This is a genomic window from Acidovorax sp. M14, from assembly GCF_049331375.1.
Lineage (GTDB): Bacteria > Pseudomonadota > Gammaproteobacteria > Burkholderiales > Burkholderiaceae_C > Acidovorax.
The window spans coordinates 1856678-1881822 of sequence record NZ_CP186263.1 but is presented as its reverse complement, the minus strand read 5'-3'; the positions used below and the strand labels follow the sequence as shown (position 1 = coordinate 1881822).

The 25145-nt window shown below is 63.6% G+C and carries 24 protein-coding genes; 4 read left to right on the top strand and 20 right to left on the bottom strand.

The genetic code is table 11. The annotated features are described in order from the left end of the window. The first annotated feature begins 39 nt into the window (after nucleotides 1-39). Together ACOYR4_RS08690 and ACOYR4_RS08685 are read left to right on the top strand one after the other, a co-directional pair. Nucleotides 40-513 carry a YhbY family RNA-binding protein gene (locus ACOYR4_RS08690; RefSeq protein WP_015013572.1) on the top strand — a complete coding sequence of 158 codons (474 nt, stop codon included), beginning with the start codon at nucleotides 40-42 and terminating at the stop codon, nucleotides 511-513. Beyond that, nucleotides 513-1298: a glycosyltransferase gene (locus ACOYR4_RS08685; protein ID WP_422849259.1), complete on the top strand. Its 786-nt coding sequence runs from the start codon at nucleotides 513-515 to the stop codon at nucleotides 1296-1298. The genes ACOYR4_RS08690 and ACOYR4_RS08685 overlap by 1 nt, the downstream gene beginning before the upstream one ends. A 77-nt stretch (nucleotides 1299-1375) precedes the next feature. On the opposite strand, the gene ACOYR4_RS08680 is transcribed toward ACOYR4_RS08685, so the two are convergent. The 20 genes from ACOYR4_RS08680 to rpsB form a co-directional block, all read right to left on the bottom strand. Further along, nucleotides 1376-1822, bottom strand: a complete 447-nt coding sequence (locus ACOYR4_RS08680; RefSeq protein WP_422849258.1) for a DUF4149 domain-containing protein — start codon at nucleotides 1820-1822, stop codon at nucleotides 1376-1378. Nucleotides 1823-1833: 11 nt separating this feature from the next. Continuing rightward, on the bottom strand, nucleotides 1834-2310 hold the full coding sequence (gene greA / locus ACOYR4_RS08675) for a transcription elongation factor GreA (protein ID WP_110959064.1): 477 nt from the start codon (nucleotides 2308-2310) through the stop codon (nucleotides 1834-1836). 200 nt (nucleotides 2311-2510) lie between these two features. Next, nucleotides 2511-5756, bottom strand: a complete 3246-nt coding sequence (carB, locus tag ACOYR4_RS08670) for a carbamoyl-phosphate synthase large subunit (protein ID WP_422849257.1) — start codon at nucleotides 5754-5756, stop codon at nucleotides 2511-2513. Continuing rightward, nucleotides 5756-6919 (bottom strand): glutamine-hydrolyzing carbamoyl-phosphate synthase small subunit, encoded by a 1164-nt coding sequence (carA, locus tag ACOYR4_RS08665; RefSeq protein ID WP_422849256.1) that lies wholly within the window; start codon nucleotides 6917-6919, stop codon nucleotides 5756-5758. The genes carB and carA overlap by 1 nt, the downstream gene beginning before the upstream one ends. Nucleotides 6920-7184: 265 nt before the next feature. Then, nucleotides 7185-7958, bottom strand: coding sequence for a TrmH family RNA methyltransferase (locus ACOYR4_RS08660; protein ID WP_422849255.1), 774 nt, complete (start codon nucleotides 7956-7958; stop codon nucleotides 7185-7187). 20 nt (nucleotides 7959-7978) lie between these two features. After that, the gene (gene rnhB / locus ACOYR4_RS08655) at nucleotides 7979-8611 is read right to left on the bottom strand and encodes a ribonuclease HII (RefSeq protein ID WP_422849254.1); all 633 of its coding nucleotides are present in this window, start codon (nucleotides 8609-8611) and stop codon (nucleotides 7979-7981) included. Continuing rightward, entirely contained in the window at nucleotides 8577-9740 is a 1164-nt protein-coding gene (gene lpxB / locus ACOYR4_RS08650; protein WP_422849253.1) for a lipid-A-disaccharide synthase, read from the bottom strand. The genes rnhB and lpxB overlap by 35 nt, the downstream gene beginning before the upstream one ends. Nucleotides 9741-9750: 10 nt before the next feature. Beyond that, a complete protein-coding gene (gene lpxA, locus ACOYR4_RS08645) occupies nucleotides 9751-10539 on the bottom strand; it encodes an acyl-ACP--UDP-N-acetylglucosamine O-acyltransferase (protein WP_015013563.1) in 789 nt (262 codons plus the stop codon). A gap of 21 nt (nucleotides 10540-10560) precedes the next feature. After that, nucleotides 10561-11001, bottom strand: a complete 441-nt coding sequence (gene fabZ / locus ACOYR4_RS08640; protein WP_015013562.1) for a 3-hydroxyacyl-ACP dehydratase FabZ — start codon at nucleotides 10999-11001, stop codon at nucleotides 10561-10563. 16 nt (nucleotides 11002-11017) lie between these two features. Next, on the bottom strand, nucleotides 11018-12001 hold the full coding sequence (gene lpxD, locus ACOYR4_RS08635; RefSeq protein WP_060984097.1) for a UDP-3-O-(3-hydroxymyristoyl)glucosamine N-acyltransferase: 984 nt from the start codon (nucleotides 11999-12001) through the stop codon (nucleotides 11018-11020). A 24-nt stretch (nucleotides 12002-12025) separates the two neighbouring features. Then, nucleotides 12026-12547 (bottom strand): OmpH family outer membrane protein, encoded by a 522-nt coding sequence (locus tag ACOYR4_RS08630; RefSeq protein WP_209820379.1) that lies wholly within the window; start codon nucleotides 12545-12547, stop codon nucleotides 12026-12028. Next, nucleotides 12547-14844 (bottom strand): outer membrane protein assembly factor BamA, encoded by a 2298-nt coding sequence (gene bamA, locus ACOYR4_RS08625; RefSeq protein WP_015013559.1) that lies wholly within the window; start codon nucleotides 14842-14844, stop codon nucleotides 12547-12549. The genes ACOYR4_RS08630 and bamA overlap by 1 nt, the downstream gene beginning before the upstream one ends. Nucleotides 14845-14889: 45 nt before the next feature. Then, nucleotides 14890-16254 (bottom strand): RIP metalloprotease RseP, encoded by a 1365-nt coding sequence (gene rseP / locus ACOYR4_RS08620; RefSeq protein WP_422849252.1) that lies wholly within the window; start codon nucleotides 16252-16254, stop codon nucleotides 14890-14892. A gap of 29 nt (nucleotides 16255-16283) precedes the next feature. Next, nucleotides 16284-17465 (bottom strand): 1-deoxy-D-xylulose-5-phosphate reductoisomerase, encoded by a 1182-nt coding sequence (gene ispC, locus ACOYR4_RS08615; RefSeq protein ID WP_422849251.1) that lies wholly within the window; start codon nucleotides 17463-17465, stop codon nucleotides 16284-16286. Continuing rightward, nucleotides 17462-18316 carry a phosphatidate cytidylyltransferase gene (locus ACOYR4_RS08610; protein WP_422849250.1) on the bottom strand — a complete coding sequence of 285 codons (855 nt, stop codon included), beginning with the start codon at nucleotides 18314-18316 and terminating at the stop codon, nucleotides 17462-17464. Before ACOYR4_RS08610 ends, ispC begins: the two co-directional genes overlap by 4 nt. A 27-nt stretch (nucleotides 18317-18343) precedes the next feature. Then, complete coding sequence (gene uppS / locus ACOYR4_RS08605) at nucleotides 18344-19075, bottom strand: polyprenyl diphosphate synthase (RefSeq protein WP_110959074.1); 732 nt, start codon at nucleotides 19073-19075, stop codon at nucleotides 18344-18346. A 23-nt stretch (nucleotides 19076-19098) separates the two neighbouring features. Next, nucleotides 19099-19659, bottom strand: a complete 561-nt coding sequence (gene frr / locus ACOYR4_RS08600; RefSeq protein ID WP_015013554.1) for a ribosome recycling factor — start codon at nucleotides 19657-19659, stop codon at nucleotides 19099-19101. A gap of 49 nt (nucleotides 19660-19708) precedes the next feature. Continuing rightward, nucleotides 19709-20431 carry a UMP kinase gene (gene pyrH, locus ACOYR4_RS08595; protein WP_343734775.1) on the bottom strand — a complete coding sequence of 241 codons (723 nt, stop codon included), beginning with the start codon at nucleotides 20429-20431 and terminating at the stop codon, nucleotides 19709-19711. Between the two features lie 59 nt (nucleotides 20432-20490). Continuing rightward, nucleotides 20491-21417 carry a translation elongation factor Ts gene (gene tsf / locus ACOYR4_RS08590; RefSeq protein ID WP_015013552.1) on the bottom strand — a complete coding sequence of 309 codons (927 nt, stop codon included), beginning with the start codon at nucleotides 21415-21417 and terminating at the stop codon, nucleotides 20491-20493. Between the two features lie 106 nt (nucleotides 21418-21523). Then, the gene (gene rpsB, locus ACOYR4_RS08585; protein WP_015013551.1) at nucleotides 21524-22276 is read right to left on the bottom strand and encodes a 30S ribosomal protein S2; all 753 of its coding nucleotides are present in this window, start codon (nucleotides 22274-22276) and stop codon (nucleotides 21524-21526) included. A gap of 187 nt (nucleotides 22277-22463) precedes the next feature. Between rpsB and ACOYR4_RS08580 the strand changes: the two genes are divergently transcribed. Further along, the gene (locus tag ACOYR4_RS08580; RefSeq protein WP_422849249.1) at nucleotides 22464-23819 is read left to right on the top strand and encodes an amidase; all 1356 of its coding nucleotides are present in this window, start codon (nucleotides 22464-22466) and stop codon (nucleotides 23817-23819) included. 52 nt (nucleotides 23820-23871) lie between these two features. Next, complete coding sequence (locus tag ACOYR4_RS08575) at nucleotides 23872-25104, top strand: FAD-dependent oxidoreductase (RefSeq protein WP_422849248.1); 1233 nt, start codon at nucleotides 23872-23874, stop codon at nucleotides 25102-25104. Nucleotides 25105-25145 lie beyond the last annotated feature (41 nt).

The following is a 25145-nucleotide window of genomic DNA, read 5'->3' as shown; positions in this document are numbered from 1 at the left end:
CGGAATAACGTGCAGCCGGGCCGCAGACATAATACGGGGATGCCCCAAATTCAACTGACTCCTGCCGAGCGCCGGGAACAACGCGCCGCTGCCCACCACCTGGACCCCGTGGTCCTGATTGGCGGCGATGGCCTTACCCCCGCCGTCAAGAAGGAAATCGACGCAGCCCTCAACGCCCACGGTCTCATCAAGGTGCGTGTTTTCAACGATGACCGCACCGCGCGCGAGCTGATGTATCAGGAACTGACCGCTGAACTCAACGCTGCTCCCATCCAGCACATCGGCAAGCTGCTGGTGCTGTGGCGGCCTCAGCCCGTCAAAGAGCGCGCCGTCGATGAAGACCGGATGCCCGGCCCCCGCGACGTCAAGGTGCTCAAGTACAGCAAGCGGGGTGGCCAGCGTCCCGAGATCAAGCAGTTGCGCGTGCTCGGTAACCAGCGCCTCACCTCGGGCGGCCAGATCAAGCGGGCCAAGCCCAAGCAAAAATCCATCAAGAAGCGTCAGGCCGACTGATGAGCCACGATGCAGGCTCGGCAGTACCTGCAACCGTTGCAGCACCTGCCAGCAGGGTGCCCACGCGCCACATCCTCTGCATGAAATGGGGCACGAAATACGGCCCTGAATACGTCAACCGGCTGTATGCCATGGTGCGTCGGCATCTGAACGGCGATTTCCGTTTTGTCTGCCTCACCGATGACAGCACCGGCATCCGCAGCGAAGTGCAATGCATGCCCATTCCCGCACTGGATCTGCCGCCCGGCATTCCCGAGCGGGGCTGGACCAAGCTGGCCACCTTCAGCGCAGATTTGCATGGGTTGCGCGGCATCGCCCTGTTTCTGGACGTGGATGTGGTCATCACCGGCAGCCTGGATGATTTCTTCACCCAGCCCGGCGAATTTCTGATCATTCACGATTACAAGCGTCCGTGGCGCATCACCGGCAACTCGTCGGTATACCGCTTTGAACTGGGTGCACACCCCGATGTGCTGGCGTATTTTCGCGAGCACTTCGCCGAAATCCGGGCACAGTTCCGCAACGAGCAGGCCTACCTGTCAGCCTTCTTGCACAAGCAGGGCAAGCTGCAATACTGGCCCGCCGCGTGGTGTCCCAGTTTCAAGTACCACGGGATACCGCCCTGGCCTACCAACTACTGGCGCGCGCCGTTTGTGCCGGAAGGTGCACGCATCGTAATTTTTCATGGGGAATGCAACCCCCCGGATGCCCTGGCGGGCCGGCGCAACCGGCGGTTTCGCTACATCCGCCCAGCCACCTGGGTGGCGGAACACTGGCACGAATAGGCGCGGCGGCGGGCCGGCTTGTTCTCAAAAAAAATCTATGCCGCAGTAGATCTGTCAGCGAGTCGCTTGCTTGACCGTCAATCGCTGACGGACCGCTCTTGCTCTGCCGCGTGAGCTCCCGGCCGCAGCGTTTGCCACAGCACTGCCAAGGCGCAGCCCCATTGCGCTGCATACATCACCGTCCCCACGCTGTGCCACAGACGCAAGTCCTGCCGGGCCACAATGCGGGGCGCAACGCCAAACTGGTTGAGCAACGCCAGCAGCAGGCCGCCCAGAACGAACAGCATGGCAGCGCGTGCCCAAGGATATTGGGCCAGTCCATGCCGAGGCCTGGACACAAGCAGCAGCACCACACAACACACCACCGCCACCCAGGTCTGCGCCGCAAACAACTTGGCCGCCATGTTGCCCGCCACGGTGGGCGAAGGAAGATGGGCAAACAGCATGGGCACGACCAGAAACCCGGTGGTGGTCAAACTGCCCCACCAAAGCGCGGCGACCAGGGCAGGAAGGCGGTGGGACATGCCGTGCAGGTTCACTGGTAGCTGACCGCCACCACTTCGTAGCGACGAATGCCGCCAGGGGCCTGCACCTCAGCAGTATCGCCCTCTTCCTTGCCAATCAGCGCACGCGCGATGGGGCTGGAGATATTGATCAGGCCTTGCTTGAGGTCCGCCTCGTCTTCGCCCACGATCTGGTACTTCACCATATCACCAGAGTCTTCGTCCTCCAGTTCGACCGTGGCACCAAACACCACCTTGCCGCCACCGTCGACCGCACTGGGGTCGATGACCTGGGCTACCGAAAGCTTGCCCTCGATCTCTTGAATGCGGCCTTCGATAAAGCCCTGGCGGTCCTTGGCCGCGTCGTAGTCGGCGTTTTCGCTCAGGTCGCCCTGCGCGCGTGCTTCGGCAATCGCTGCGATCACTGCGGGACGCTCCACAGTCTTGAGGCGGTGCAGCTCTTCCTTGAGCATTTCAGCGCCGCGCTTGGTAATGGGAATGGTGGCCATGCGATTGAGTCTCCACAAGTCAAAACGGTGAAAGTGCAAAGCACTTCCACCGATCTATCGCCACGCTACTCCCTTAAACAACACAGGGAAGCACGTAGCACATCTACAAAAGGAAACCGCCGCACGTTGCCGCGCGGCGGTGTTAGTTCAGCAGCAATTATGCCGTGTTTGCAGCAGCAAAAGCCACCGCAAAAACCCGGTCAGGCCGCCAGCTGGGCGTGCAGTTCCTGCACGGAATACACGTCGAGCTTGTCCAGATACTTCATGCCTTCCACGGCCGCCTCCGCACCAAAGATGGTGGTAAAGGTGGTCACCCGGGCCAGCAGCGACGAGGTACGGATGGCACGCGAATCGGCGATCGCGTTGCGACGCTCTTCCACGGTGTTGATGACCATGACAATCTCGTTGTTCTTGATCATGTCCACGATGTGCGGACGGCCTTCCGTGACCTTGTTGACTAACACCACCGGGACGCCCGCTTCGGCAATGGCTGCAGCCGTGCCCTTGGTAGCGACCAGATCAAAGCCCAGTGCCACCAGTTGGCGGGCAATGTCCACCGCGCGGGGCTTGTCGTTGTTCTTCACGGTGAGGAACACCTTGCCCGACGTCGGCAGCTTGGTGCCCGCGCCCAGCTGGCTCTTCACGAAGGCTTCGCCGAAGGTCTTGCCCACGCCCATCACTTCGCCGGTGGATTTCATCTCGGGGCCGAGGATGGTGTCCACACCGGGGAACTTGACGAAGGGGAACACGGCTTCCTTCACGCTGAAATACGGCGGTGTGACTTCCTTGGTGATGCCTTGCGAAGCCAGCGTCTGGCCGGCCATGCAGCGTGCCGCCACCTTGGCCAGCTGGATGCCCGTGGCCTTGGAGACAAACGGCACCGTGCGCGAGGCGCGGGGGTTCACTTCCAGCACGTAGATCACGTCCTTGCCATCCACTTCCTGGATGGCGAACTGCACGTTCATCAGGCCCACCACGTTCAGGCCTTCGGCCATGGCAGCCGACTGGCGCTTGAGCTCGTCCACCGTGGCTTGCTTGAGGTAGTAAGGCGGCAGCGAGCAGGCCGAGTCACCCGAATGCACACCGGCTTGCTCGATATGTTCCATCACGCCACCGATGAAGGTCTTGCCCTCGGGGTCGCGCAGACAGTCCACATCGCACTCGATGGCGTCGTTCAGGAAGCGGTCCAGCAGCACGGGCGAGTCGTTGCTCACCTTTACGGCCTCGCGCATGTAGCGCTCCAGGTCACGCTGTTCGTGGACGATTTCCATCGCACGGCCGCCCAACACGTAGCTGGGGCGCACCACCAGAGGGTAACCCAGCGTGGCAGCCTTTTCCAGGGCCTCGGCCTCGGTGCGTGCAGTGGCATTGGGCGGCTGGCGCAGGCCCAGGTCACCCAGCAGCTTCTGGAAGCGCTCGCGGTCTTCCGCCGCATCGATCATGTCGGGGCTGGTGCCAATGATTGGCACGCCTTCGGCTTCCAGGCCCAGTGCGAGCTTGAGCGGAGTCTGGCCGCCGTATTGCACGATCACGCCATGTGGCTTTTCCTTGTCCACGATTTCGAGCACGTCTTCGAGCGTCAGCGGCTCGAAGTACAGACGGTCGGATGTGTCGTAGTCGGTCGAAACCGTCTCAGGGTTGCAGTTGACCATGATGGTTTCGTAGCCATCCTCGCGCATGGCGAGTGCGGCATGCACGCAGCAGTAGTCGAACTCGATGCCCTGGCCGATGCGGTTCGGGCCACCGCCCAGGACCATGATCTTTTTCTTGTCCGTGGGCGCGGCTTCGCACTCTTCCTCGTAGGTCGAGTACATGTATGCCGTGTTGGTCGCAAACTCTGCAGCGCAGGTGTCCACGCGCTTGTAGACCGGGCGCACGTTCAGCGCGCGGCGTGCTTCGCGCACCGATTTCTCGGTGGTCTTGAGCAGCTTGGCCAGGCGGCGGTCGGAGAAGCCCTTCTTCTTGAGCGTACGCAGCGTGTCGGCATCCAGCGTAGCCAATGCCACATCACCCTTGTCGGCGGCGAGCTGGTCGAGCTCCAGCTCGATTTTCACGATCTCTTCGATCTGCACCAGGAACCACTTGTCGATCTTGGTAAGGTCGTACACCTCGTCCACCGACAGGCCCATGGCAAACGCGTCGCCCACGTACCAGATGCGCTCGGGACCGGGCTCGCCCAGTTCCTTTTCGAGCACTTCGCGGTCCTGGGTCTTTTCGTTCATGCCATCCACGCCCACTTCCAGACCACGCAGGGCTTTCTGGAAGGACTCCTGGAAGGTGCGGCCCATGGCCATGACCTCGCCCACAGACTTCATCTGGGTGGTCAGGCGGCTGTCGGCCGTCGGGAATTTCTCGAACGCAAAACGTGGGATCTTGGTGACCACGTAGTCGATCGAAGGCTCGAACGAGGCAGGCGTGGCGCCGCCGGTGATTTCGTTCTTGAGCTCATCGAGCGTATAGCCCACGGCCAGCTTGGCCGCGACCTTGGCAATCGGGAAGCCCGTGGCCTTGGACGCCAGCGCCGACGAACGCGACACGCGCGGGTTCATCTCGATGACGATCATGCGGCCGTCCTTCGGATTGACCGAGAACTGCACGTTGGAGCCGCCCGTGTCCACGCCGATCTCGCGCAGCACCGCGAGCGACGCGTTGCGCATGATCTGGTATTCCTTGTCGGTCAGCGTCTGCGCGGGGGCCACCGTGATCGAGTCGCCCGTGTGCACGCCCATGGGGTCCAGGTTCTCGATGGAGCAGATGATGATGCAGTTGTCCGCCTTGTCGCGGACCACTTCCATCTCGTACTCCTTCCAGCCGAGCAGCGACTCTTCGATCAGCAGCTCGTTGGTGGGCGAGGCTTCCAGGCCGCGCTTGCAGATGGTCTCGAACTCTTCAGGGTTGTAGGCGATGCCGCCGCCAGTGCCGCCCAGCGTGAAGCTGGGGCGGATCACGGTGGGGAAACCCACGCTCTTCTGCACGGCCCAGGCTTCGTCCATGCTGTGGGCGATGCCCGAGCGCGCGGAGCCCAGACCGATCTTGGTCATGGCGTCCTTGAACTTCAGGCGGTCTTCGGCCTTGTCGATGGCTTCGGGCGTGGCACCAATCAACTCAACCTTGTACTTGTCGAGCACGCCGTTGCGCCACAGGTCCAGCGCGCAGTTCAGCGCAGTCTGGCCGCCCATGGTGGGCAGGATGGCGTCGGGACGTTCCTTGGCGATGATCTTCTCGACCGTCTGCCAGGTGATGGGCTCGATGTAGGTGACGTCGGCGGTGGCCGGGTCGGTCATGATCGTCGCAGGATTGCTGTTGATCAGGATGACCTTGTAGCCCTCTTCACGCAGGGCCTTGCAGGCCTGCACGCCGGAGTAGTCGAACTCGCAGGCCTGGCCAATGATGATCGGGCCAGCGCCAATGATGAGGATCGATTTGAGGTCTGTGCGCTTTGGCATTATTTCTTCTCCATCAGCGCGGTGAAGCGGTCAAACAGGTAGGCGATGTCGTGCGGGCCGGGCGATGCCTCGGGGTGGCCCTGGAAGCAGAACGCAGGCTTGTCGGTGCGCTCCAGGCCTTGCAGCGTGCCGTCGAACAGACTGATGTGCGTGGGGCGCAGCGTGGCGGGCAGCGAGGCCATGTCCACGGCAAAACCGTGGTTCTGGCTGGTGATGCTCACGCGGCCGTTGTCCAGGTCCTTCACCGGGTGGTTTGCACCATGGTGGCTGTTGTCCATCTTGAAAGTCTTGGCGCCGCTGGCCAGGGCCATGATCTGGTGGCCCAGGCAGATGCCGAAGGTGGGCACGCCCGCTTCAACGATCTGGCGGGTGGCTTCGATGGCGTAGCCGCAGGGCTCTGGGTCGCCAGGGCCGTTGGACAGGAACACGCCATCCGGCTTCATGGCCAGCACGTCGGCCGCAGGCGTCTTGGCAGGCACCACGGTCAGCTTGCAGCCACGCTCGGCCAGCATGCGCAGGATGTTTTTCTTGACGCCAAAGTCGTACGCCACCACATGGAAGCGCGGCGCAGCCTGTGTGCCATAGCCTTCACCCAGCTTCCACTCGGTCTGTTCCCAAGTGTAGGTCGCAGGGGTGGTCACCACTTGGGCCAGATCCAGGCCCTTCATGCTGGGCGCAGCCTTGGCAGCCGCCAGGGCTTCGTCGATGCGCGCCTGCGTCACAGCCTCACCAGTTGCGAGGCCCAGGATGGCGCCGTTCTGCGCACCCTTGTCACGCAGCAGGCGGGTGAGCTTGCGGGTGTCGATGTTGGCAATGGCCACCGTTTTTTCGCGCACGAGGTACTGCGAAAGCGTTTCGGTGGATCGGAAGTTGCTGGCCAGAAGAGGCAGGTCTTTGATGATCAGACCTGCTGCATGGACCTTGTCGGCTTCGATGTCTTCCGCATTGACGCCGTAATTGCCGATGTGCGGATACGTCAGGGTGACGATCTGCTGGCAGTAGCTGGGGTCGGTGAGGATTTCCTGGTAGCCGGTGATGGCGGTGTTGAACACCACTTCACCGACCGTGGTGCCGGTGGCACCGATCGAGTTACCGATAAAGACCGTGCCGTCTGCGAGCGCCAGGATGGCGGGCGGGAAGTTTCCCTTGAGAGACAAAAGCACTGGGTTCTCCGGATGGTTACGGTCGCCCGGCGCCTGCAGACCACTCGCACACTCGAAGCGCGATGGTGCCAATGGCTGCTCTCAGATGGGTTGTTGCTTTGGGTGCGGTCGGGCGACGCTGTTGCGAGAAAAGCTCCCGATTATACCCTCCGTCGCTGACACCTCTGCAATGCACGCCTTGCATAACCCTGATACCAGCGTCTATGACCTGCGAGCCCCAAGCTCGCCTTGGACGCCCACAGCACCGATGCGGGCGCAGACAGCGTCAGCGCCCTGCTCCGCTCGCGTGCAGGCAGATGGCCGCAGCCGCCGCCACATTCAGCGATTCCTCGCCACCGGGTTGGGCAATGCGGATGCGCAAAGAAGCCCTATCTTCCAAAGCCGGGCTGACGCCCTGCCCTTCGTGGCCCATCACCCAGGCGCAGGGCCAGGGCAAGGCAGCGCGGTGCAAGAATTCACCCGCGTGCGAGCTGGTGACCAGCAGCGGCACCTGGAGGGCGGCGAGGTCGTCCAGCGCCAGCCCCTCGATCAGGTCAAGTGCGAAATGCGCCCCCATGCCCGCCCGCAAGACCTTGGGCGACCACAGCGCGGCACTGCCCTTGATGGCGGCCACCTGGCGAAACCCGAACGCCGAGGCGCTGCGCAGGATGGAGCCCACATTGCCCGCGTCCTGCACCCTGTCCAGCACCACGGTGGCGGCATCGGGCCGGAGTGATGCCGGTGCGGGCAGGTCCAGGATGAAGCCCATCGCGGCGGGCGACTCCAGCCCGCTCACGTCTGCAAACAGTGCATCCGCAAGAACTATGAATTTTGTAGCTGCCCGGGCATATTCCACCTGCGCCTGCGGCCAAAAAGACTCAGAAAACACCGCCACCGATGCCCGCAGCCCCCGCGCCAGCGCGGCGCGGCACAGATGGTCTCCTTCGAGCCAGACACGGCCCTGCTTGCGGTACGCCGTCGTGTCCTGGGCCAAACGGCGCAAATCCTTGACGAAGGCGTTATCGCGGGAGTGGATGGCGGTGACGGACGAGGAGGTCATGGCAAATTTTCAGCGCCCGGTCAGGATCCGGCGCGCAGGTTCTGGGCCACAGGCGCAAACGAGCGCCGGTGGTGAATGCAGGCACCGTGCTCGCGCAAGGCTGCCATGTGCACGGCGGTGCCGTACCCCTTGTGTCCGGCAAAGCCGTATTGGGGAAATTCGTCATGCATCTGCGCGCACCAGCGGTCGCGGTGCACCTTGGCAAGGATGGAGGCTGCCGAGATGGCCGGCACCAGCGCATCGCCCTTGACGATGGCCTCCGCCGGAACATCCAGCACGGGCAGCCGGTTGCCATCCACCAGCACCATCGCCGGTTTGAGCCGCAGCCCCATGACGGCACGGCGCATGGCCAGCAGCGTGGCCTGCAGGATGTTGAGCTGGTCGATCTCTTCGACACTGGCCTCGGCAATGCTGCAGCACAGGGCCTTGGCGCGGATCTCGTCGTAAAGCTTTTCACGCCGCGCGGCCGTGAGCTTCTTGGAGTCGGCCAAGCCTGCAATCGGGTGCAGGTCGTCCAGGATCACAGCCGCTGCCACCACGGGCCCGGCCAGGGGACCACGGCCGGCCTCGTCCACGCCAGCCACGAGGCCGGGCGGATGCCAGGGCAGGCGGGCCTGCTCAGGCAGCGGGAGCGAGGATTTTCTGGATCGCATCGGCAGCCAGTTGGGGAGTGTTGCGCAGCAGGCTCTCGTGCAGCGCCGTAAAGCGCTGCTCCAGGGCCGCAATTTTGGGGGGATCTTGGCGCTTTGCATCCAGCCAGTCCAAGGTGGCTGCGCAGAGGGCCTGGGGCGTCGCGGCGTCCTGGATCAGCTCGGGCACCACAAACTCGCGGCACAAGATGTTGGGCAGGCCCACCCAGGGCTGCAGCTGCTTGCGGCGCATGAGCCACCAGCTCAGGGGGTGCATGTGGTAACCGATGACCATGGGCCGCTTGAAGAGCGCGGCCTCCAGCGTCGCGGTGCCGCTGGCGATCAAGGTGGCGTCACAGGCCGCGAGCACCGTGTGCGACTGGCCTGTGGTGATCTGCAGGGCATCACCCAGACCACAGGCGCGCGCCACCTGCTCGATGCGGTCACGCAGTGCAGGCACCGCAGGTACTATCAATTTAATAGCTGGTCGCGCTTTAAGCACCAGCGCTGCAGCCTCAAAGAAGGGCCGCGCGATGTACTGGATCTCGGAAGAGCGGCTCCCCGGCAGGATGGCCAGAACTTCGTCCTCATCCCTCAGGCCCAGCTGAGCGCGCGCGGCCGTACGGTCCGGCACCATGGGAATCACGCCCGCCAGAGGGTGGCCCACGTAGGTGGCGGCTATGCCGTGCTGCGCGAGCAACTCTGGCTCGAACGGGAAGATGCAGAGCACATGGTCCGCGCTGCGGCGGATCTTTTCGACGCGGTCTGCACGCCAGGCCCAGATGGACGGACACACGAAATGCACGGTCTTGATGCCCGCAGCGCGCAAATCGGCCTCCAGGCCCAGGTTGAAATCCGGCGCATCCACGCCGATGAATACATCGGGGCGGTCTTTGAGCAGGCGTTCGCGCAGCTGCTTGCGGATGCGCAGCAACTCCCGCAACCGGCGCAGCACCTCCATGCTGTAGCCGTGTACCGCCAGTTTGTCACTGGGCCACCAGGCAGCAAAGCCACGGCGCGCCATCCGCGGCCCGCCAATGCCGCTGGATTGGAGCCCCGGCCAATGCGCCTGCATGCCGTCGATCAGCAAGCCCGCCAGCAAGTCGCCCGACGTCTCGCCCGCCACCATCGCGACGCGGGGGGAATCTGCCATCGCCCAGCCCTCAGCGCGCAATGCCGCGCGTGGCGTCGGCCAGGAACTGCTCCATCATCGCCGCGTCGTCGCTGGCCTGCGGCGCGGACTGCGCCAGCTCTGCAATGGCTGCGCGCGCGGCCTCCAGCGTGAGGCCCTGGCGATAGATCAGCTTGTGCATCTGCTTGACCGCCGCAATGCGCTCGGCCGAAAAGCCACGCCGGCGCAGCCCCACCACGTTGTAGCCGCGCACGGCCAAGGGGTTGCCATCCACCAGCATGAAAGGTGGCACGTCCTGCGACACGGCGCTGGCAAAGCCCACCATCGCATGGGCACCAATCTTGACGAACTGGTGAATGCCGGTGAGCCCGCCCACCGTCACCCAATCGCCCAGGTGCACATGCCCTGCCAGCGTGGTGTTGTTCGCCAGCGTAGTGTGGTTGCCCACATGGCAATCGTGGGCGATGTGGGTGTACGCCATGATCCAGTTGTCATGGCCCACGGTGGTGATGCCACCAGCCTGGGGCACGCCCAGGTTCAGTGTGCAGAACTCGCGGATGGTGTTGCGGTCGCCGATGACCAGTTCGGTCGGCTCGCCCGCGTACTTCTTGTCCTGCGGGATGGCGCCGATGGAATTGAACTGGAAGATGCGGTTGTCAGCACCAATCGTGGTGTGCCCATCGATCACACAGTGCGCGCCGACCGTGGTGCCCGCACCAATGGTCACGTGTTCGCCAATGACCGTGTATGGCCCCACCGTGACCGTAGGGTCCAGGCGGGCACCGTCCGCAACAAGGGCTGTGGGGTGGATATTGCTCACGATCCAACAGGTCTGAACCGGTCAACCCACAGCGCGCATGGTGCACATGAGTTCGGCCTCGCAAGCCACCTCTTCGCCCACGCTGGCCACGCCCTTGAACTTCCAGATGCCGCCGCGCACGCGGTCGATGGTGATGGTCAGGACCAGCTGGTCGCCCGGCTCCACGGGGCGCTTGAAACGCGCGCCATCGATACCGACAAAGTAGTAGATGTTGTTCTCATCGGGCACCTTGCCCATTGCGTCAAAGGCCAGCAAACCGGCGGCCTGGGCCAATGCCTCCAGGATCAACACACCCGGCATCACCGGACGGCCGGGGAAATGCCCCATGAAATAGGGCTCGTTGAACGTGACGTTCTTGATGGCCTTGATGCGGGTGTTGCTCTCCAACTCGATCACCTTGTCCACCAGCAAAAACGGGTAGCGGTGGGGCAGTTGTTTGAGAATTGCGTGAATATCCATCATCGAGTTGTTCTTCCGTTCATGCTGCCTTGAGGGCCAGCTCCAGCGCCTTGATGCGCTCGCGCAGGCTGTGCAATTGTTTGAGTGTGGCAGCGTTTTTTTCCCAGCGCGCATTGTCGTCGATGGGGAACATGCCGGTGTACTGGCCAGGCCGGGTGAGAGAGCGGGTAACCACCGTCGCGGCCGAGATATGCACGTTGTCGGCCAACTCCAGGTGCCCCAACACGATGGCGCCACCGCCCACGGTGCAATGTGCCCCGATGGTGGCACTGCCCGCGACACCCACGCACCCGGCCATGGCCGAGTGCTTGCCGATGCGCACGTTGTGGCCGATCTGGATCAGGTTGTCGAGCTTCACGCCGTCTTCGATCACCGTGTCTTGCAGCGCACCCCGATCAATGCAGGTGTTGGCCCCGATCTCGACATCGTCTCCGATGCGCACGGCACCGAGTTGCTCGATCTTGACCCATTGCCCGTTCTCCGGCGCAAAACCAAAACCATCGGCCCCGATGACCACGCCCGCATGGACGATGCAACGCGCACCCACATGGCAATCCTCGCCCACGGTGACGCGGGACTTGAGCACAGTGTCCGCACCGATGCTCGCCCCGCGCTCGACCACGCACAGCGGACCAATGGTGGCCGAAGGGTGCACCTGCGCCGTGGGATCGACCACCGCACTGGGGTGCACACCCGATGGCCGCGCGGGCGCATTGCGCTGGCGCCACAACTGGGTGGCGCGGGCAAAGTACACATACGGGTTGTCGGCCACGATGCATGCGCCGCGCGCCAGTGCGGCATCACGCATGGCAGGCGCCACAATGACACAGGCCGCCCGGGAGGCGGCCAGTTGCTGTTGGTAGCGCGGGTTGCTCAGAAAACTGAGGTCTCCCGGGCCTGCAACCTCCAGTGGCGCGATGCGGGCGATGGCGGTTTCCCGCGCTCCCCCTTCCAGCGAACCACCGAGCGCATCAACGATGTGCCCGAGAAGCAAGCTGCTCACGCGCCACCTGTCCTGCGCAGCGGCTTACTTGGTTGCAGCAGCGGCATTCAGGGCCTTGATCACCTTGTCGGTGATGTCGTGCTTGGGGTTGATGTAGACGGCCTCTTGCAGGATCACGTCGTACTTCTCGGCCTCAGCCACCTGCTTGACCACCTTGTTGGCACGCTCCAGCACTTGCGACAGCTCTTCGTTCTTGCGGGCGCTCAGGTCTTCTTGGAATTCACGGCGCTTGCGCTGGAAGTCACGGTCCTGGTCTACCAGCTGGCGTTGGCGCGCGGTACGCTGGCTCTCGGCCATGGTGGGCGCTTCACGTTCAAACTTGTCGCTGGCGGTCTTCAGGGTGTTGCCCATGTCCACCAGTTCTTTCTCGCGGCGGGAGAACTCCTGCTCCAGCTTGGCCTGCGCAGCCTTGGCTGTGGTGGCTTCCCGGAAGATGCGATCGGTGTTGACGAAACCGGCTTTGAACTCTTGCGCTTGTGCAGGCGCTGCGAAGGCAACGGTGCCGAGCAGCAAGGCCACGGAGAGATGGCGAGAAAAGGATTTCATTAGAAAGACGTTCCAATCTGGAATTGCAGTTTCTGGATTCTATCGCCGGCGAACTTGCGCACTGGCTGCGCAAACGCCAAACGCAAGGGGCCAAGTGGCGAAATCCAGCTCAGACCCAAACCTACGGAGGCACGCATGTCACTGAAGGTAACTTTGTCGTTTTCGCCGTACACATTGCCCACGTCCAGGAACGTGAACACACGCAGGGTACGGTCATTGCCCGCCCCTGGGAACGGAGCAATCAGCTCGGTGTTCAGTGTGATCTTCTTGGGACCGCCCAAGGAGGCACCAGTCACATCACGCGGGCCGAGGGTGCCCTGGTCGAAACCACGCACCGAGCCCAGACCGCCCGAGTAGAAGTTCTTGAACACCGGGAATGGGCGGCCGTTCAAGCCCTTGCCGTAACCGGCCTCACCATTGAAGGCAATAGTGAAGCGCTTGTTGAGCGGGATGTATTGCTGGTACTGGTAATTGGCCCGCACATAGCGCGCGTCGCCCGCCACAGACCATTCGGAATTGAGGCGCTGATAGCGACCGGAGTTGGGCGCCAGAGCGCTGTCCCGATCGTCGCGGGACCAGCCCACGGTCAACGGAATCGACGTGCTGCTGTAGCCGAACTTGTCGGCATAGAACAGGTAGGTGGCGGGGATGTTCGTGCCGGGCTTGATGCGGGTCTGCTCCAGCCCGCCGCCAAAGAACACCGTATCGGTCTCGCTAAAGGGCACGCCAAAACGCACGGAGGTCCCAGTGGTAACCAGTTGATAGTTGCCCCCTTGGTCTTCGTACGGCTTGTCGGTGCGATAGTACACATCGAGCGTGCGCGAGATGCCTTCTGGCGTGAAGTACGGGTTGGTGGTGCTGAACACCAGCGTACGCCGGTACTTGCTGGTATTGACATCGATGCCCAGATAGTTGCCCGAGCCAAAGATGTTCTCCTGCTTGATGCCGAAGGAGAGGGATGCCTTCTCGGCGCTGGAGAAACCCACGCCCAGTTGCAACGAGCCGGTGGGCTTTTCAGCCACGTTGATCACCAGATCAACCTGGTCGGGAGAACCAGGCACTTCCTGCGTTTCCACGTTCACTTCCGTGAAGAAGCCCAGGCGGTCCACGCGGTCGCGGGACAGGCGGATCTTGTCGCCGTCGTACCAGGAGGCCTCGTATTGGCGGAACTCACGGCGAATGACTTCGTCACGCGTGCGGTTGTTGCCACTGACGTTGATACGGCGCACATAGGCGCGGCGTGCCGGTTCGGCTTGCAGGACAAAATTGACGCGATTGTTCTCGCGGTCGATTTCGGGCACCGCCTCCACGCGGGCAAATGCAAAACCAAACCGGGCGAAATACTCGGAGAAGGCCTTGGTGGTTTCGGTCACCTGATCGGCGTTGTAAGGCTCGCCGGGGCGGATGGTCACCAGCGACTTGAACTCGTCCTCACGGTCCAGGTAGTTGCCTTCGAGTTTGACACCCGACACCACATACCGCTCACCCTCCGTCACATTGACGGTGATGGAGATGTCCTGCTTGTCCGGAGAGATGGCGACCTGCGTCGAGTCCACACGGAACTCCAGGTAGCCGCGCTGCAGATAATACGAGCGCAGGGTTTCAAGGTCGGCATTGAGCTTGGTACGCGAGTAGCGATCAGACTTGGTGTACCAGCTCAGCCAGCCCCCCGTGTCCTGGTCGAACAGGCCCTTGAGTGTGGATTCGCTGAACGCCTTGTTGCCCACAATGCGCACTTCCTTGATGCGTGCAGGCTCACCTTCCGTGATCGTGAAGGTCAGGTTCACCCGGTTGCGCTCGATCGGCGTGACCGTGGTCACCACCTCGGCGCCATACAGGCTCTTGTTGATGTACTGGCGCTTGAGCTCTTGTTCAGCGCGGTCGGTCAGCGCCTTGTCATACGGGCGGCCTTCCGTCAGGCCCACTTCACGCATGGCCTTTTTGAGGGCATCTTTGTCGAATTCGCGGGCACCGGCAAAGTCCACATCAGCAACGGTGGGGCGCTCTTCGACCACCACCACCAGCACGTTGCCGCTGGCCTCCAGGCGCACATCCTTGAAGAGTCCCAGACCGAACAACGCACGGATTGCGGCAGCGCCTTTTTCGTCGTTGTAGTCGTCACCGACCCGCAGGGGCATGGATGCAAACACGGTGCCGGGCTCCACACGCTGCAAGCCTTCCACGCGAATGTCCTGCACCTTGAATGGCTCCAGAGCCCATGCCGCATTGGCGACAAAAATCATGGCTGCAACGGCCGATGCAGTACGCACGCCCAGGCGATTAATGTGTTTTTTCATGAATGAAGCGGGAGCCGCAGTTGCAGGGCAAGCGCGGCAAAAGTGTTAGCCAAAGAGCCGGGTGATATCGTTGAACAGGGCTATGGACATCATGACCAGCAGGACTGCAACGCCTCCACGCTGCAGCCGCTCCATCCATGCGTCCGACACGCCCCTGCCCGTGACACCCTCCCAAAGATAATACATCAGGTGCCCACCGTCCAAGACAGGCAGCGGCAGCAGGTTCAGCACCCCCAGGCTCACGCTGATCAGGGCCAGAAAAATGAGGTATTGCGTGAGCCCCATGCTGGCCGAGCGGCCTGCATAGTCGGCGATGGTCAAGGGCCCACTCAGGTTCTTGAGCGACGCCTCGCCGATCACCATGCGCCCCATCATGCGCAAGGTGAGCAACGACACGTCCCAGGTCTTCACCACGCCGCCCCACAGGCCATCGACCAAGCCGTAGTCCACCGTCACGAACTCCGGCGCAGCCCCTACGTAGGCACCAATGCGCCCCACCGTGTTGCCGGGTTCGATCACGGCATCAGGCAACACGTCCAGCGTGATCACCTGGCCGCCGCGCTCCACGCGCCAGGGCTGCGCCACCGGCTCATTGCCACGAACCGACTGCCGGATCAGCTCACGCAGCTGCTGGCCGTCCACCACATCGGTCTGGCCCACCTTGAGTACCAGATCGCCGGAGCGCAGGCCAGAACGCTCGGCAGCGCTTTGCGCCATGACCTCGCCGAGCACGGGGCGCGTCCAGGGCCCCAGGATGCCGACCTTGCGGAACAGCTGGGCATCGGCCTCACGGCTGTCGATGCGGGACATGTCGAGGACCACCTCTCGGTGGCCCGTGCCCTGGGCGGACTGCACGTCAAGGCGAACATTCAGTCCCTCGAGTGCACCACGGGTCAGCAGCCACCGCAGGTCTTCAAACGAACGCACCGGCTCCAGGTCTTCTGCCCCTAATGCGGCGCGCTCTACCAGTTCACCGCCCCGCAAGCCGGCACTTTGCGCCACCGAACCCGCGACCGGGCTTGCCAGAATGGCCCGGGGTTCTTCCACCCCGTTCCAGTTCACCACCGAATACAGCAGCACAGCCAGCAACAAATTGGCAATGGGTCCGGCGGCAACGATGGCTGCACGCGACCGCAGGGGCTGGGTATTGAAGGCCAGGTGTCGCTCCTCTGCGGCGACAGGCGCTTCACGCTCGTCCAGCATGCGCACATAGCCCCCCAGGGGAAACGCACCGATCACGAACTCCGTGGAAGACCCTTGCGGCTGCCAGCGCAGCAACGGCTTGCCAAAGCCCACCGAAAACCGCAGCACCTTGACCCCACAGGCCACCGCCACGCGGTAGTGCCCATATTCGTGCACCGCAATCAACAGACCGAGGGCCACAATGAAGGCAGCGATGGTGAGCAGCATGGATGGATAGTTCCTGAACGGGACCGTAATCAGGCAGCCAGACGGCCCGCCACATGTTCTGCCGCATGGCGGGCCTGGGTATCCAGATCCAGCAATGCAGCCAGCGAATCGGGCTTGGAGGGCGAAACGGCGTCCAAAGTTGCAAGGTTGACCGCGTGAATATGGTCAAAACGCAGCCGTCCGGACAAAAAGGCGCCCACAGCCACCTCGTTCGCCGCATTCAGCACGGCAGTGGTCCCCTCGGCCGCCTTCAGCGCCTGCCAGGACAGGTGCAGACCTGGGAAGCGAACGGCGTCCGCGTCTTCAAACGCGAGGGCGCTCAGGGTCGAGAAATCCAGCTTGCTGGCCCCGCTGGTGATGCGCTCGGGCCAGGACAGGCCGCAGGCAATCGGCACGCGCATGTCAGGGGTACCCAACTGCGCCAGGATGGAGGCATCCTTGAACTGCACCATGGAGTGGATGATCTGCTGCGGGTGGATGACCACCTTGATCTGGTCTGGGTGCAGGTCAAACAGCCAGCGGGCCTCGATAACCTCCAGCGCCTTGTTCATCATCGTGGCCGAATCCACGGAAATCTTGCGTCCCATCGAGAAGTTGGGGTGCGCACAGGCCTGGTCAGGGGTGATCTGTGACAGCGTGGACGGGTCCCGCTGGCGGAACGGGCCGCCCGAAGCCGTTAGCAGGATGCTGTCCACGCGGTCAGACCAGGTGGCAGGGTCTTCTGGCAGGCACTGAAAGATGGCCGAGTGTTCGCTGTCAATGGGCAGCAACGTGGCGCCACCGTCGCGCACGGTCTGCATGAACAACCCGCCGCCCACCACCAGGGCCTCCTTGTTCGCCAGCAGCAATCGCTTGCCCGCACGCGCCGCAGCCAGACAGGGCGCAAGACCGGCCGCCCCCACGATGGCAGCCATCACGGCATCCACATCATCGTGCGACGCTATCATTTCAAGAGCATCTTGCGCTTGAATGACTTGCGTTGAAAGGCCGTTTGCCTGCAATTTTTCAGCCAAGACAGCCGCATGCGGAGCGCTGGCCATCACCGCATAACGCGGGCGAAACTGCGCGCACTGCGCCAGCAAAAGATCCACTTGCGTCGCCGCACTCAGGGCAAACACCTCGAAGCGCTCGGGGTGGCGGGCCACCACATCCAGCGTGCTGGTCCCGATTGAGCCGGTGGAACCGAGAACGGTGAGTCGTTGTTTCTTCATAGGGTTGTCAGGCTCGTGAGCATCATGGCCAGGGGCAGTGTGGGCAACAAGGCATCCACGCGGTCGAGCACGCCGCCGTGCCCTGGCAACAGGCCACTGCTGTCCTTGACTCCTGCGCTGCGCTTGATGAGCGACTCCACCAGGTCACCCGACACGCTCATGGCCACCATGAACAACGCCGCAATCACCAGCAACCACCAGCCCTGCTGCGCCATGCGGCTGTAAAAACTGGGCACCGACGCCTGCCAGTGGGCATCCGCCGCTACCCAGACGAAGGCCATCACCATCACCCCTGCCAGGCCGCCCCATACACCTTCCCAGCTCTTGCCGGGACTGATCGAGGGCGCCAGCTTGCCCTTGGTAAACCGCAACCCAAAAGCGCGCCCCGCAAAGTAGGCAAAGATGTCGGCCACCCACACCAGCAGCAGCACCGACAGCAAAAAGTTGATGCCCACATTGCGGGCCTGCACCACGGCCAGCCACGCGAGCCACAAGGCGAGCACGCCAGCCACCAGACGCACACCGGCTGGTATGCGGGGCCAGCCGGGCACTCCGGCCTTGAGCAGCCAGGCAGTCGCCAGGACCCACAGCCCGCCACCCACCACCCAGAGGGCTGTCAACGGACGATCCACCCAGCCCAACGCCCACGACCCGGCGCACAAGGCCACACAGGCCACCCCCACGGCCACGGAGCCCGCCTGGCCAAAACCGCTCAGACGCCCCCATTCCCAGGCACCGGCAGCCATCAGAACCAGCACAACCAGCGTGAACGGAACGGTGTTGGCATAGAAAAGCGCCGGCAGCAAAATGGCCAGCAGAACCAAGGCGGTGATGACGCGCTGTTGAAGCATGGGGGCTTTCAGAACCTGTTCAGGTTCTCAACCCGGCATCGGATCAGGATGCGCGGACAGAATCTGTTCAGAGGTTTTGCCAAAACGGCGCTCGCGGCGGCTGAAGGCGTCGATGGCTTCGTCCAGGGCGGACTCATCGAAATCGGGCCACAACCGGTCGCTGAAGAAGAACTCGGAGTATGCCGACTGCCAGAGCAAAAAGTTGCTGATCCGCATCTCTCCCCCGGTACGGATCATCAGATCGGGATCTGGCACATGGGCCAGCCCCATCGCGCTGTGCAGACTGGCCTCCGTGATGGGCTCACCCCGCGCAGCCAGCGACGCAGCCGCCTGGGCGATGTCCCAACGGCCTCCGTAGTTGAAGCAGACGTTGAGCACCAGGCGTGTGTTGTCCGCCGTGGCCGCTTCGGCCTGACCCAGACCGTCTCGTACCTTGGGCGAAAGGCTGTCCCGCTCGCCCACAAAATGAAGACGCACACCGTCCTTCTTGAGCTGCGGCACCTCGCGCGCCAGGGCCATCGCCAGCAGTTCCATGAGGCCGGAGACCTCGTCGGCAGGGCGATTCCAATTTTCAGAAGAGAACGCAAAAACGGTGAGCACACGCACGCCGCGCTGCACGCAAGCGCGTGCGCAGCGGCGCAGTGAATCAACCCCTTGCTTATGGCCCGCCAGGCGCGGCAAAAAGCGGCGCGTGGCCCATCGGCCGTTGCCATCCATGACGATGGCAATGTGGTGTGGCACCACCGGAGATGCAGACATGGAAATGTTCAAGCCCTGGGGGCTCAAACCGCCATGATTTCCTGCTCTTTGGCGGCCACCAGCGCATCGATCTCGGCGATGTGCTTGTCGGTGAACTTTTGCACGTCGGTTTCGGCGCGCTTCTGATCATCTTCGGACGCGAGCTTGTCCTTGACCAGTTTCTTGACGGACTCGTTGGCATCGCGGCGCAGGTTGCGCACGGCGATCTTGGCGCTCTCGCCCTCGTTGCGCGCGAGCTTGGTCATTTCCTTGCGGCGCTCTTCGCTCATGGGGGGCATGGGCACGCGGATCAGGTCGCCCATGGAGGCCGGGTTCAAACCCAGGTCGCTTTCGCGGATGGCCTTTTCAATCTTGGCGCCCATGCCCTTTTCCCAGGGCTGCACGCTGATGGTGCGCGAGTCGATCAGCGCCACGTTGGCCACCTGGCTCAGAGGCACCATGGAGCCGTAGTACTCCACCTGCACCGTGTCGAGCAGTGCGGGGTTGGCGCGGCCCGTGCGGATCTTCTGCAAGTTGTTCTTGAACGCTGTGATGGACTGATCCATCTTGGTTTCAGCGGTTTTCTTGATGTCGGCAATCGTCATGTTTTCTCCTGGGGCCGACCTGCATCCGGTACAGGTCCATCCATCGTGATCAAGCGTAAACCAGCGTACCCTCGTCCTCGCCCATCACCACGCGCTTCAGGGCGCCATGCTTGATGATCGAGAACACCTTCACCGGCAGCTTCTGGTCGCGGCACAGGGCAAAAGCGGTCGCATCCATGATGCCCAGGTTGCGGGACATGGCCTCGTCAAAACTCAGCTTGGTGTAGCGCGTGGCCGCAGGGTCCTTCTGGGGGTCGGCAGTATAAACGCCGTCCACCTTGGTAGCCTTGAGTACTAGCTCGGCGCCGATCTCTGCACCGCGCAAGGCTGCGGCGGTGTCAGTGGTGAAAAAGGGATTGCCCGTGCCTGCGGCAAACACAACGACCTTGCCCTCTTCGAGGTATTGCAAGGCCTTGGGGCGCACATAGGGCTCAACCACCTGCTCGATGGCGATGGCGGACATCACGCGGGCCACCAGGCCCTGCTTGTCCATGGCATCGGCCAGGGCCAGCGCGTTCATCACGGTGGCCAGCATACCCATGTAGTCGGCAGTAGCACGGTCCATACCGACCGAGCCCCCGGCGACGCCACGGAAGATATTGCCCCCACCGATCACCACGGCCACCTGGACACCCAGGCGGGTCACTTCGGCGATCTCCTCGACCATGCGCACGATGGTGGCGCGGTTGATACCGAAGGCGTCATCCCCCATCAGCGCCTCACCAGACAGCTTGAGCAAAATGCGCTTGTGGGCTGGTGCGGCGTGGGACATGGGAAATTTCTCCGGTAAGTGGTGCGAGGCTTGGGTGGGGTGGTTACTGCAGGGAACGATCAGGCAGCGGCCTTGGCGGCAGCCACCTGGGCAGCCACTTCAGCAGCGAAGTCGTCGACCTTCTTCTCAATGCCTTCGCCCACCACGTACAGGGTGAAGCCCTTCACATTGGTGTTGGCGGCCTTGAGCATCTGGGCCACGGTTTGCTTGCCGTCAGCAGCCTTCACGAAGACCTGGTCGGCCAGCGAGACTTCCTTGAGGTACTTCTGCACAGCGCCGTCGATGCGCTTGGCCGTGATTTCGGCGCTTTGTGCGGGCTTGCCAGCGGCCACGAGTTCCTTGTTGGCTTCGTCAGCCTTGCCTTCGGCGACCGAGCGCTCCTTGGCGATCAGGTCGGCTGGCACATCGGCGCTGGTCAGGGCCACGGGCTTCATGGCGGCCACGTGCATGGCGACATCCTTGGCGGCGGTGGCGTCACCGTCGAATTCGACGACCACACCGATGCGCGAGCCGTGCAGGTAGGCAGCCAGGTTGGAGCCGCTGAAGCGCTTGAAGCGGCGGAACGACATGTTTTCGCCGATCTTGCCGATCAGGCCCTTGCGCACGTCTTCCAGCGTGGGGCCGAAGCTGTCTTGCTCGTAGGGCAGTGCACCCAGGGCTTCCACCGTGGCGGGGTTGTGCAGTGCCACCAGCTTGGCAGCCGCGTTGGCCATGGCGATGAAGCTGTCGTTCTTGGAAACGAAGTCGGTTTCGCTGTTGACTTCGACCAGAGCACCGGTCGTGCCGTCGATGTAGCTGGCGACCACGCCTTCAGCCGTCACGCGCGATGCAGCCTTGCCAGCCTTGGTGCCCAGCTTGACGCGCAGCAGCTCTTCCGCCTTGGCCATGTCGCCGTCGGCTTCGGTCAGCGCCTTCTTGCATTCCATCATGGGGGCATCGGTCTTGCCACGCAGTTCAGCCACCATGCTTGCGGTAATTGCAGCCATCTTTATTCCTTCAGTGTTCAGTTCAGTCAGTTCAGATTCGGGCTAAAAAAAAGGGGGCTCACCAGGGGCCCCGCTTTTGTTCGCGACGGATCGCGCAGCCGGGCTATCAGGCAGCGGCTTCTTGCACTTCCACGAATTCGTCGGTGCTCTCGCCAGCGGCGGCCTTCACAACTTCGTTCACGGCGTTGGCGCGGCCTTCGATGATCGCGTCAGCGATGCCACGGGCGTACAGCGTCACGGCCTTGGCCGAGTCGTCATTGCCGGGGATCACGTAGTCGATGCCTTCGGGCGAGTGGTTGGTATCCACCACACCGATCAGCGGAATGCCCAGCTTCTTGGCTTCGGCCACGGCGATCTTGTGGAAGCCCACGTCGATGATGAAGATGGCGTCGGGCAGAGCAGCCATGTCCTGGATGCCGCCGATATCCTTTTCGAGCTTTTCGATTTCGCGGGAGAACGTCAGTTGCTCCTTCTTGCTCAGGTTTTCGAGGCCAGCTTCTTGCTGGGCCTTCATGTCCTTCAGGCGCTTGATCGAAGTCTTCACGGTCTTGAAGTTCGTCAGCATGCCGCCCAGCCAGCGCTGGTCCACGAAAGGCACGCCAGCGCGTTGCGCTTCGGTGGCCAGGATTTCACGGGCTTGACGCTTCGTGCCGACCATCAGGATCGTGCCGCGGTTGGCAGCCAGTTGCTTGGCGAACTTTTGGGCTTCCTGGAACAGTGGCAGCGACTTTTCCAGGTTGATGATGTGAATCTTGTTGCGATGGCCGAAGATGTAGGGGGCCATCTTGGGGTTCCAGAAGCGGGTTTGGTGACCGAAGTGGACACCGGCTTCCAGCATTTCGCGCATGGTAACGGACATAAAAATACTCCAAAGGTTAGGTCTAAAATCAGCCCCAATATTTGCAGTGCCGTGATCCTCACGAACACCGCAACACCTTGACAGGGCTGCTTTGCGATTGGTCTTGCCGCAGCGGCCACGCGGGTTGTGCAAACTTTGCACCACTGCGCTACTGCTCCCAGCAAAACCCAAAGATTCTAGCACACCCATGCTCCCTGACCTGATCGCCACCCGTGAGCAACTGCGGGACGGCACCACCACCGCGCCCGCCGAGCTGGAGCGCTGCATCGACGCCGCCCAGGCTGCCTCCAACGCCCACAGCTTTGTCCGCACGCTGTTTGACGAAGCGCGCACCACGGCGGTGCAGCCGGGTGTGACTCAGTTGCCTCTTGCCGGACTGGCCGTGTCGGTGAAGGACTTGTTTGACATCGCCGGGCAACCTACCCCAGCGGGCTCCACTGCGCTGGCCGATGCTCCCGCAGCCGCCGAGGACTGCCCTGCCGTGGCCCGACTGCGCGCAGCGGGTGCCAGCCTGATGGGCCGCACCAACATGGTGGAGTTCGCCTTCTCCGGCGTGGGCGTCAATCCCCACTACAGTACGCCCGCTGCCTGGGACGCCCGTTTCGGCGCCCTGCCCGGCGCGCCGCGTGTGCCCGGCGGGTCGTCGTCCGGCGCCGGGGTGTCGGTGGCCACCGGCGCGGCGTTCATCGGGCTGGGGTCGGACACAGGTGGTTCCATCCGCATTCCTGCGGCGCTCAACGGCATTGTGGGTTTCAAGAACACGGCCCGCCTGGTGCCTACGGCCGGCGCCGTTCCGCTGTCTACCACCCTGGACACTGCCTGCGCCATGACGCGCACCGTGCGCGACGCCATCGTGGCGCACGAGGTGCTGGCCGCCCGGCGCGTGACGCGCAGTCTGGCGCCGCTGTCGCAATACCGGCTGGCTGTGCCGTCCACCCTCTTCCTCGACGGACTGGACGCCACCGTGGCCCGCGCCTTTGAGCGCAGTGTGGAAGCCTTGCGCCAGGCGGGCGCCCAGATCGACACCATCGCCCTGCCCGCTGTGCTGGAGCAGCCCGCCTACGGCTTCGCCGCCCCCGAAGCCTACGCGTGGCACCGCGCGCTGCTGCAGCGCGCAGGCGACCGCTACGACCCCCGGGTGCGCATGCGCATCGAAAAAGGCGCCACACTAATGGCCTGGGAGTACATCGACCTGCTGCAGGCGCGCCAGCAATGGATTGCGCGCATGCTCGCCGACATGGAGCCCTACGACGCCCTGCTCTCCCCCACCGTGCCCATCGTGGCGCCACTGCTGGCCGATGTCGCCCCCGCAGATGGCGTGGACAAGGCCCAGGACGCAGCCCGCGATGCCGAGTTCTTCCGCGTCAACAACCTGCTGCTGCGCAACACCAGCGTGGTCAACCTGCTGGATGGCTGCGCGCTGTCGCTGCCTTGCCATGTTCAAGGGGAACTCCCGGTCGGGCTGATGGTATGGCACGGGGCGCTCCGGGATGACACGGTGCTCAACATCAGCCTGCAGATCGAGCAAACACTACAAAAATAATAGCTACCAGCGCACGATTCACTAGCGCTTGAAGCCAAAAACACCCAAATTCATGAAGATTGCCATCGTGGGCGCCGGCATTGTCGGCGTCACCACCGCGTACGAACTGGCCAGCGACGGCCACGAAGTCTCGGTGTTTGAACAGCGCAGCGCGGCCGCCGAGGAGGCCAGCTTTGCTACCGCCGGGCTCCTGGCGCCGCACCTGCTCAGCCCCTGGGCGCTGCCGGGCTTCGGCCAGCCGCTGCGGCTGATGGGCGCACAGGCCACCCTGCGCGTCGCAGGCGGCCTGACCCGTGCCAACTGGTCCTGGCTGCGGCGCTGGCGCAGCACGGCGCGCAGCAACAGCGCCCCGGCCGCCGCTGTCGAGCGCCTGGCGCAATACAGCCAGGCGCGCCTGCAAGCCATCGCCAGCCAGCACGAGCTGGACTTTGAAGCCAGCGACGGCCGCCTGGTGCTGCTGCGCACCGAAGAAGACCGCGCCCGCCTGCAGCCCGCGCTGCAAGTGCTGCGCGACAGTGGGGTGGCCCTGCGCGAGATCGACGCCGATGCGGCGCGCCAGATCGAACCCGGCCTGTCGCCCGAGGCGCCGCTGGCGGGCGCCATCCACCTGCCCGATGCGCGCGCGGGCAACTGCCGCCTGTTCGCGCAGCTGCTGCGCCAGGGCATCCAGGGTGCGGGGGTGCAGTTTGTGTTCAACACCCGGGTGGACCGCGTCGGCACCAGCCCCACCGGCGTGGTGCTGCAGGGCGAAACAGACCTGCGCCGCTTTGATGCCGTGGTGCTGTGCGCGGGCATGGCATCGGCCACGCTGCTGCCCGCACTGGGCCTGGGCCTGCCCATGGCAGCCGTCTATGGCTACTCCGTGAGCGCCCCGCTGCGCGAATCCACCCACGCCCCGCGCGCCAGCGTGGTCGATGCGGGCCAGCAAATCTCCATCACCCGCCTGGGCCAGCGCGTGCGCATTGCCGGCGGCGCCGAACTGGCGGGGGCCGAGGCCGAGCACCACACCCCCACGTTGCAGCGTCTGTACCGCACGCTGAACGACTGGTTCCCCGGTGGCGCCCAGCTGTCATCCAACCTGCAGATCTGGCGCGGCGCGCGAACCATGCTGCCCGACGGTGCCCCGGTGGTGGGCGCCAGCGGCGTGCCGGGCCTGTGGCTCAACACCGGCCACGGCGCAGGGGGCTGGGCCCTGGCCTGCGGCAGTGCGCGGGCACTGGCCGACCTGATCGCGCAGCGCGAACCCGAGGTGCCGCTGGACGGGCTGGGCATGCGGCGGTTCTGACCCCACCTGGGATATTTTCAAAGCGGGAAGCGGCGGCGCAC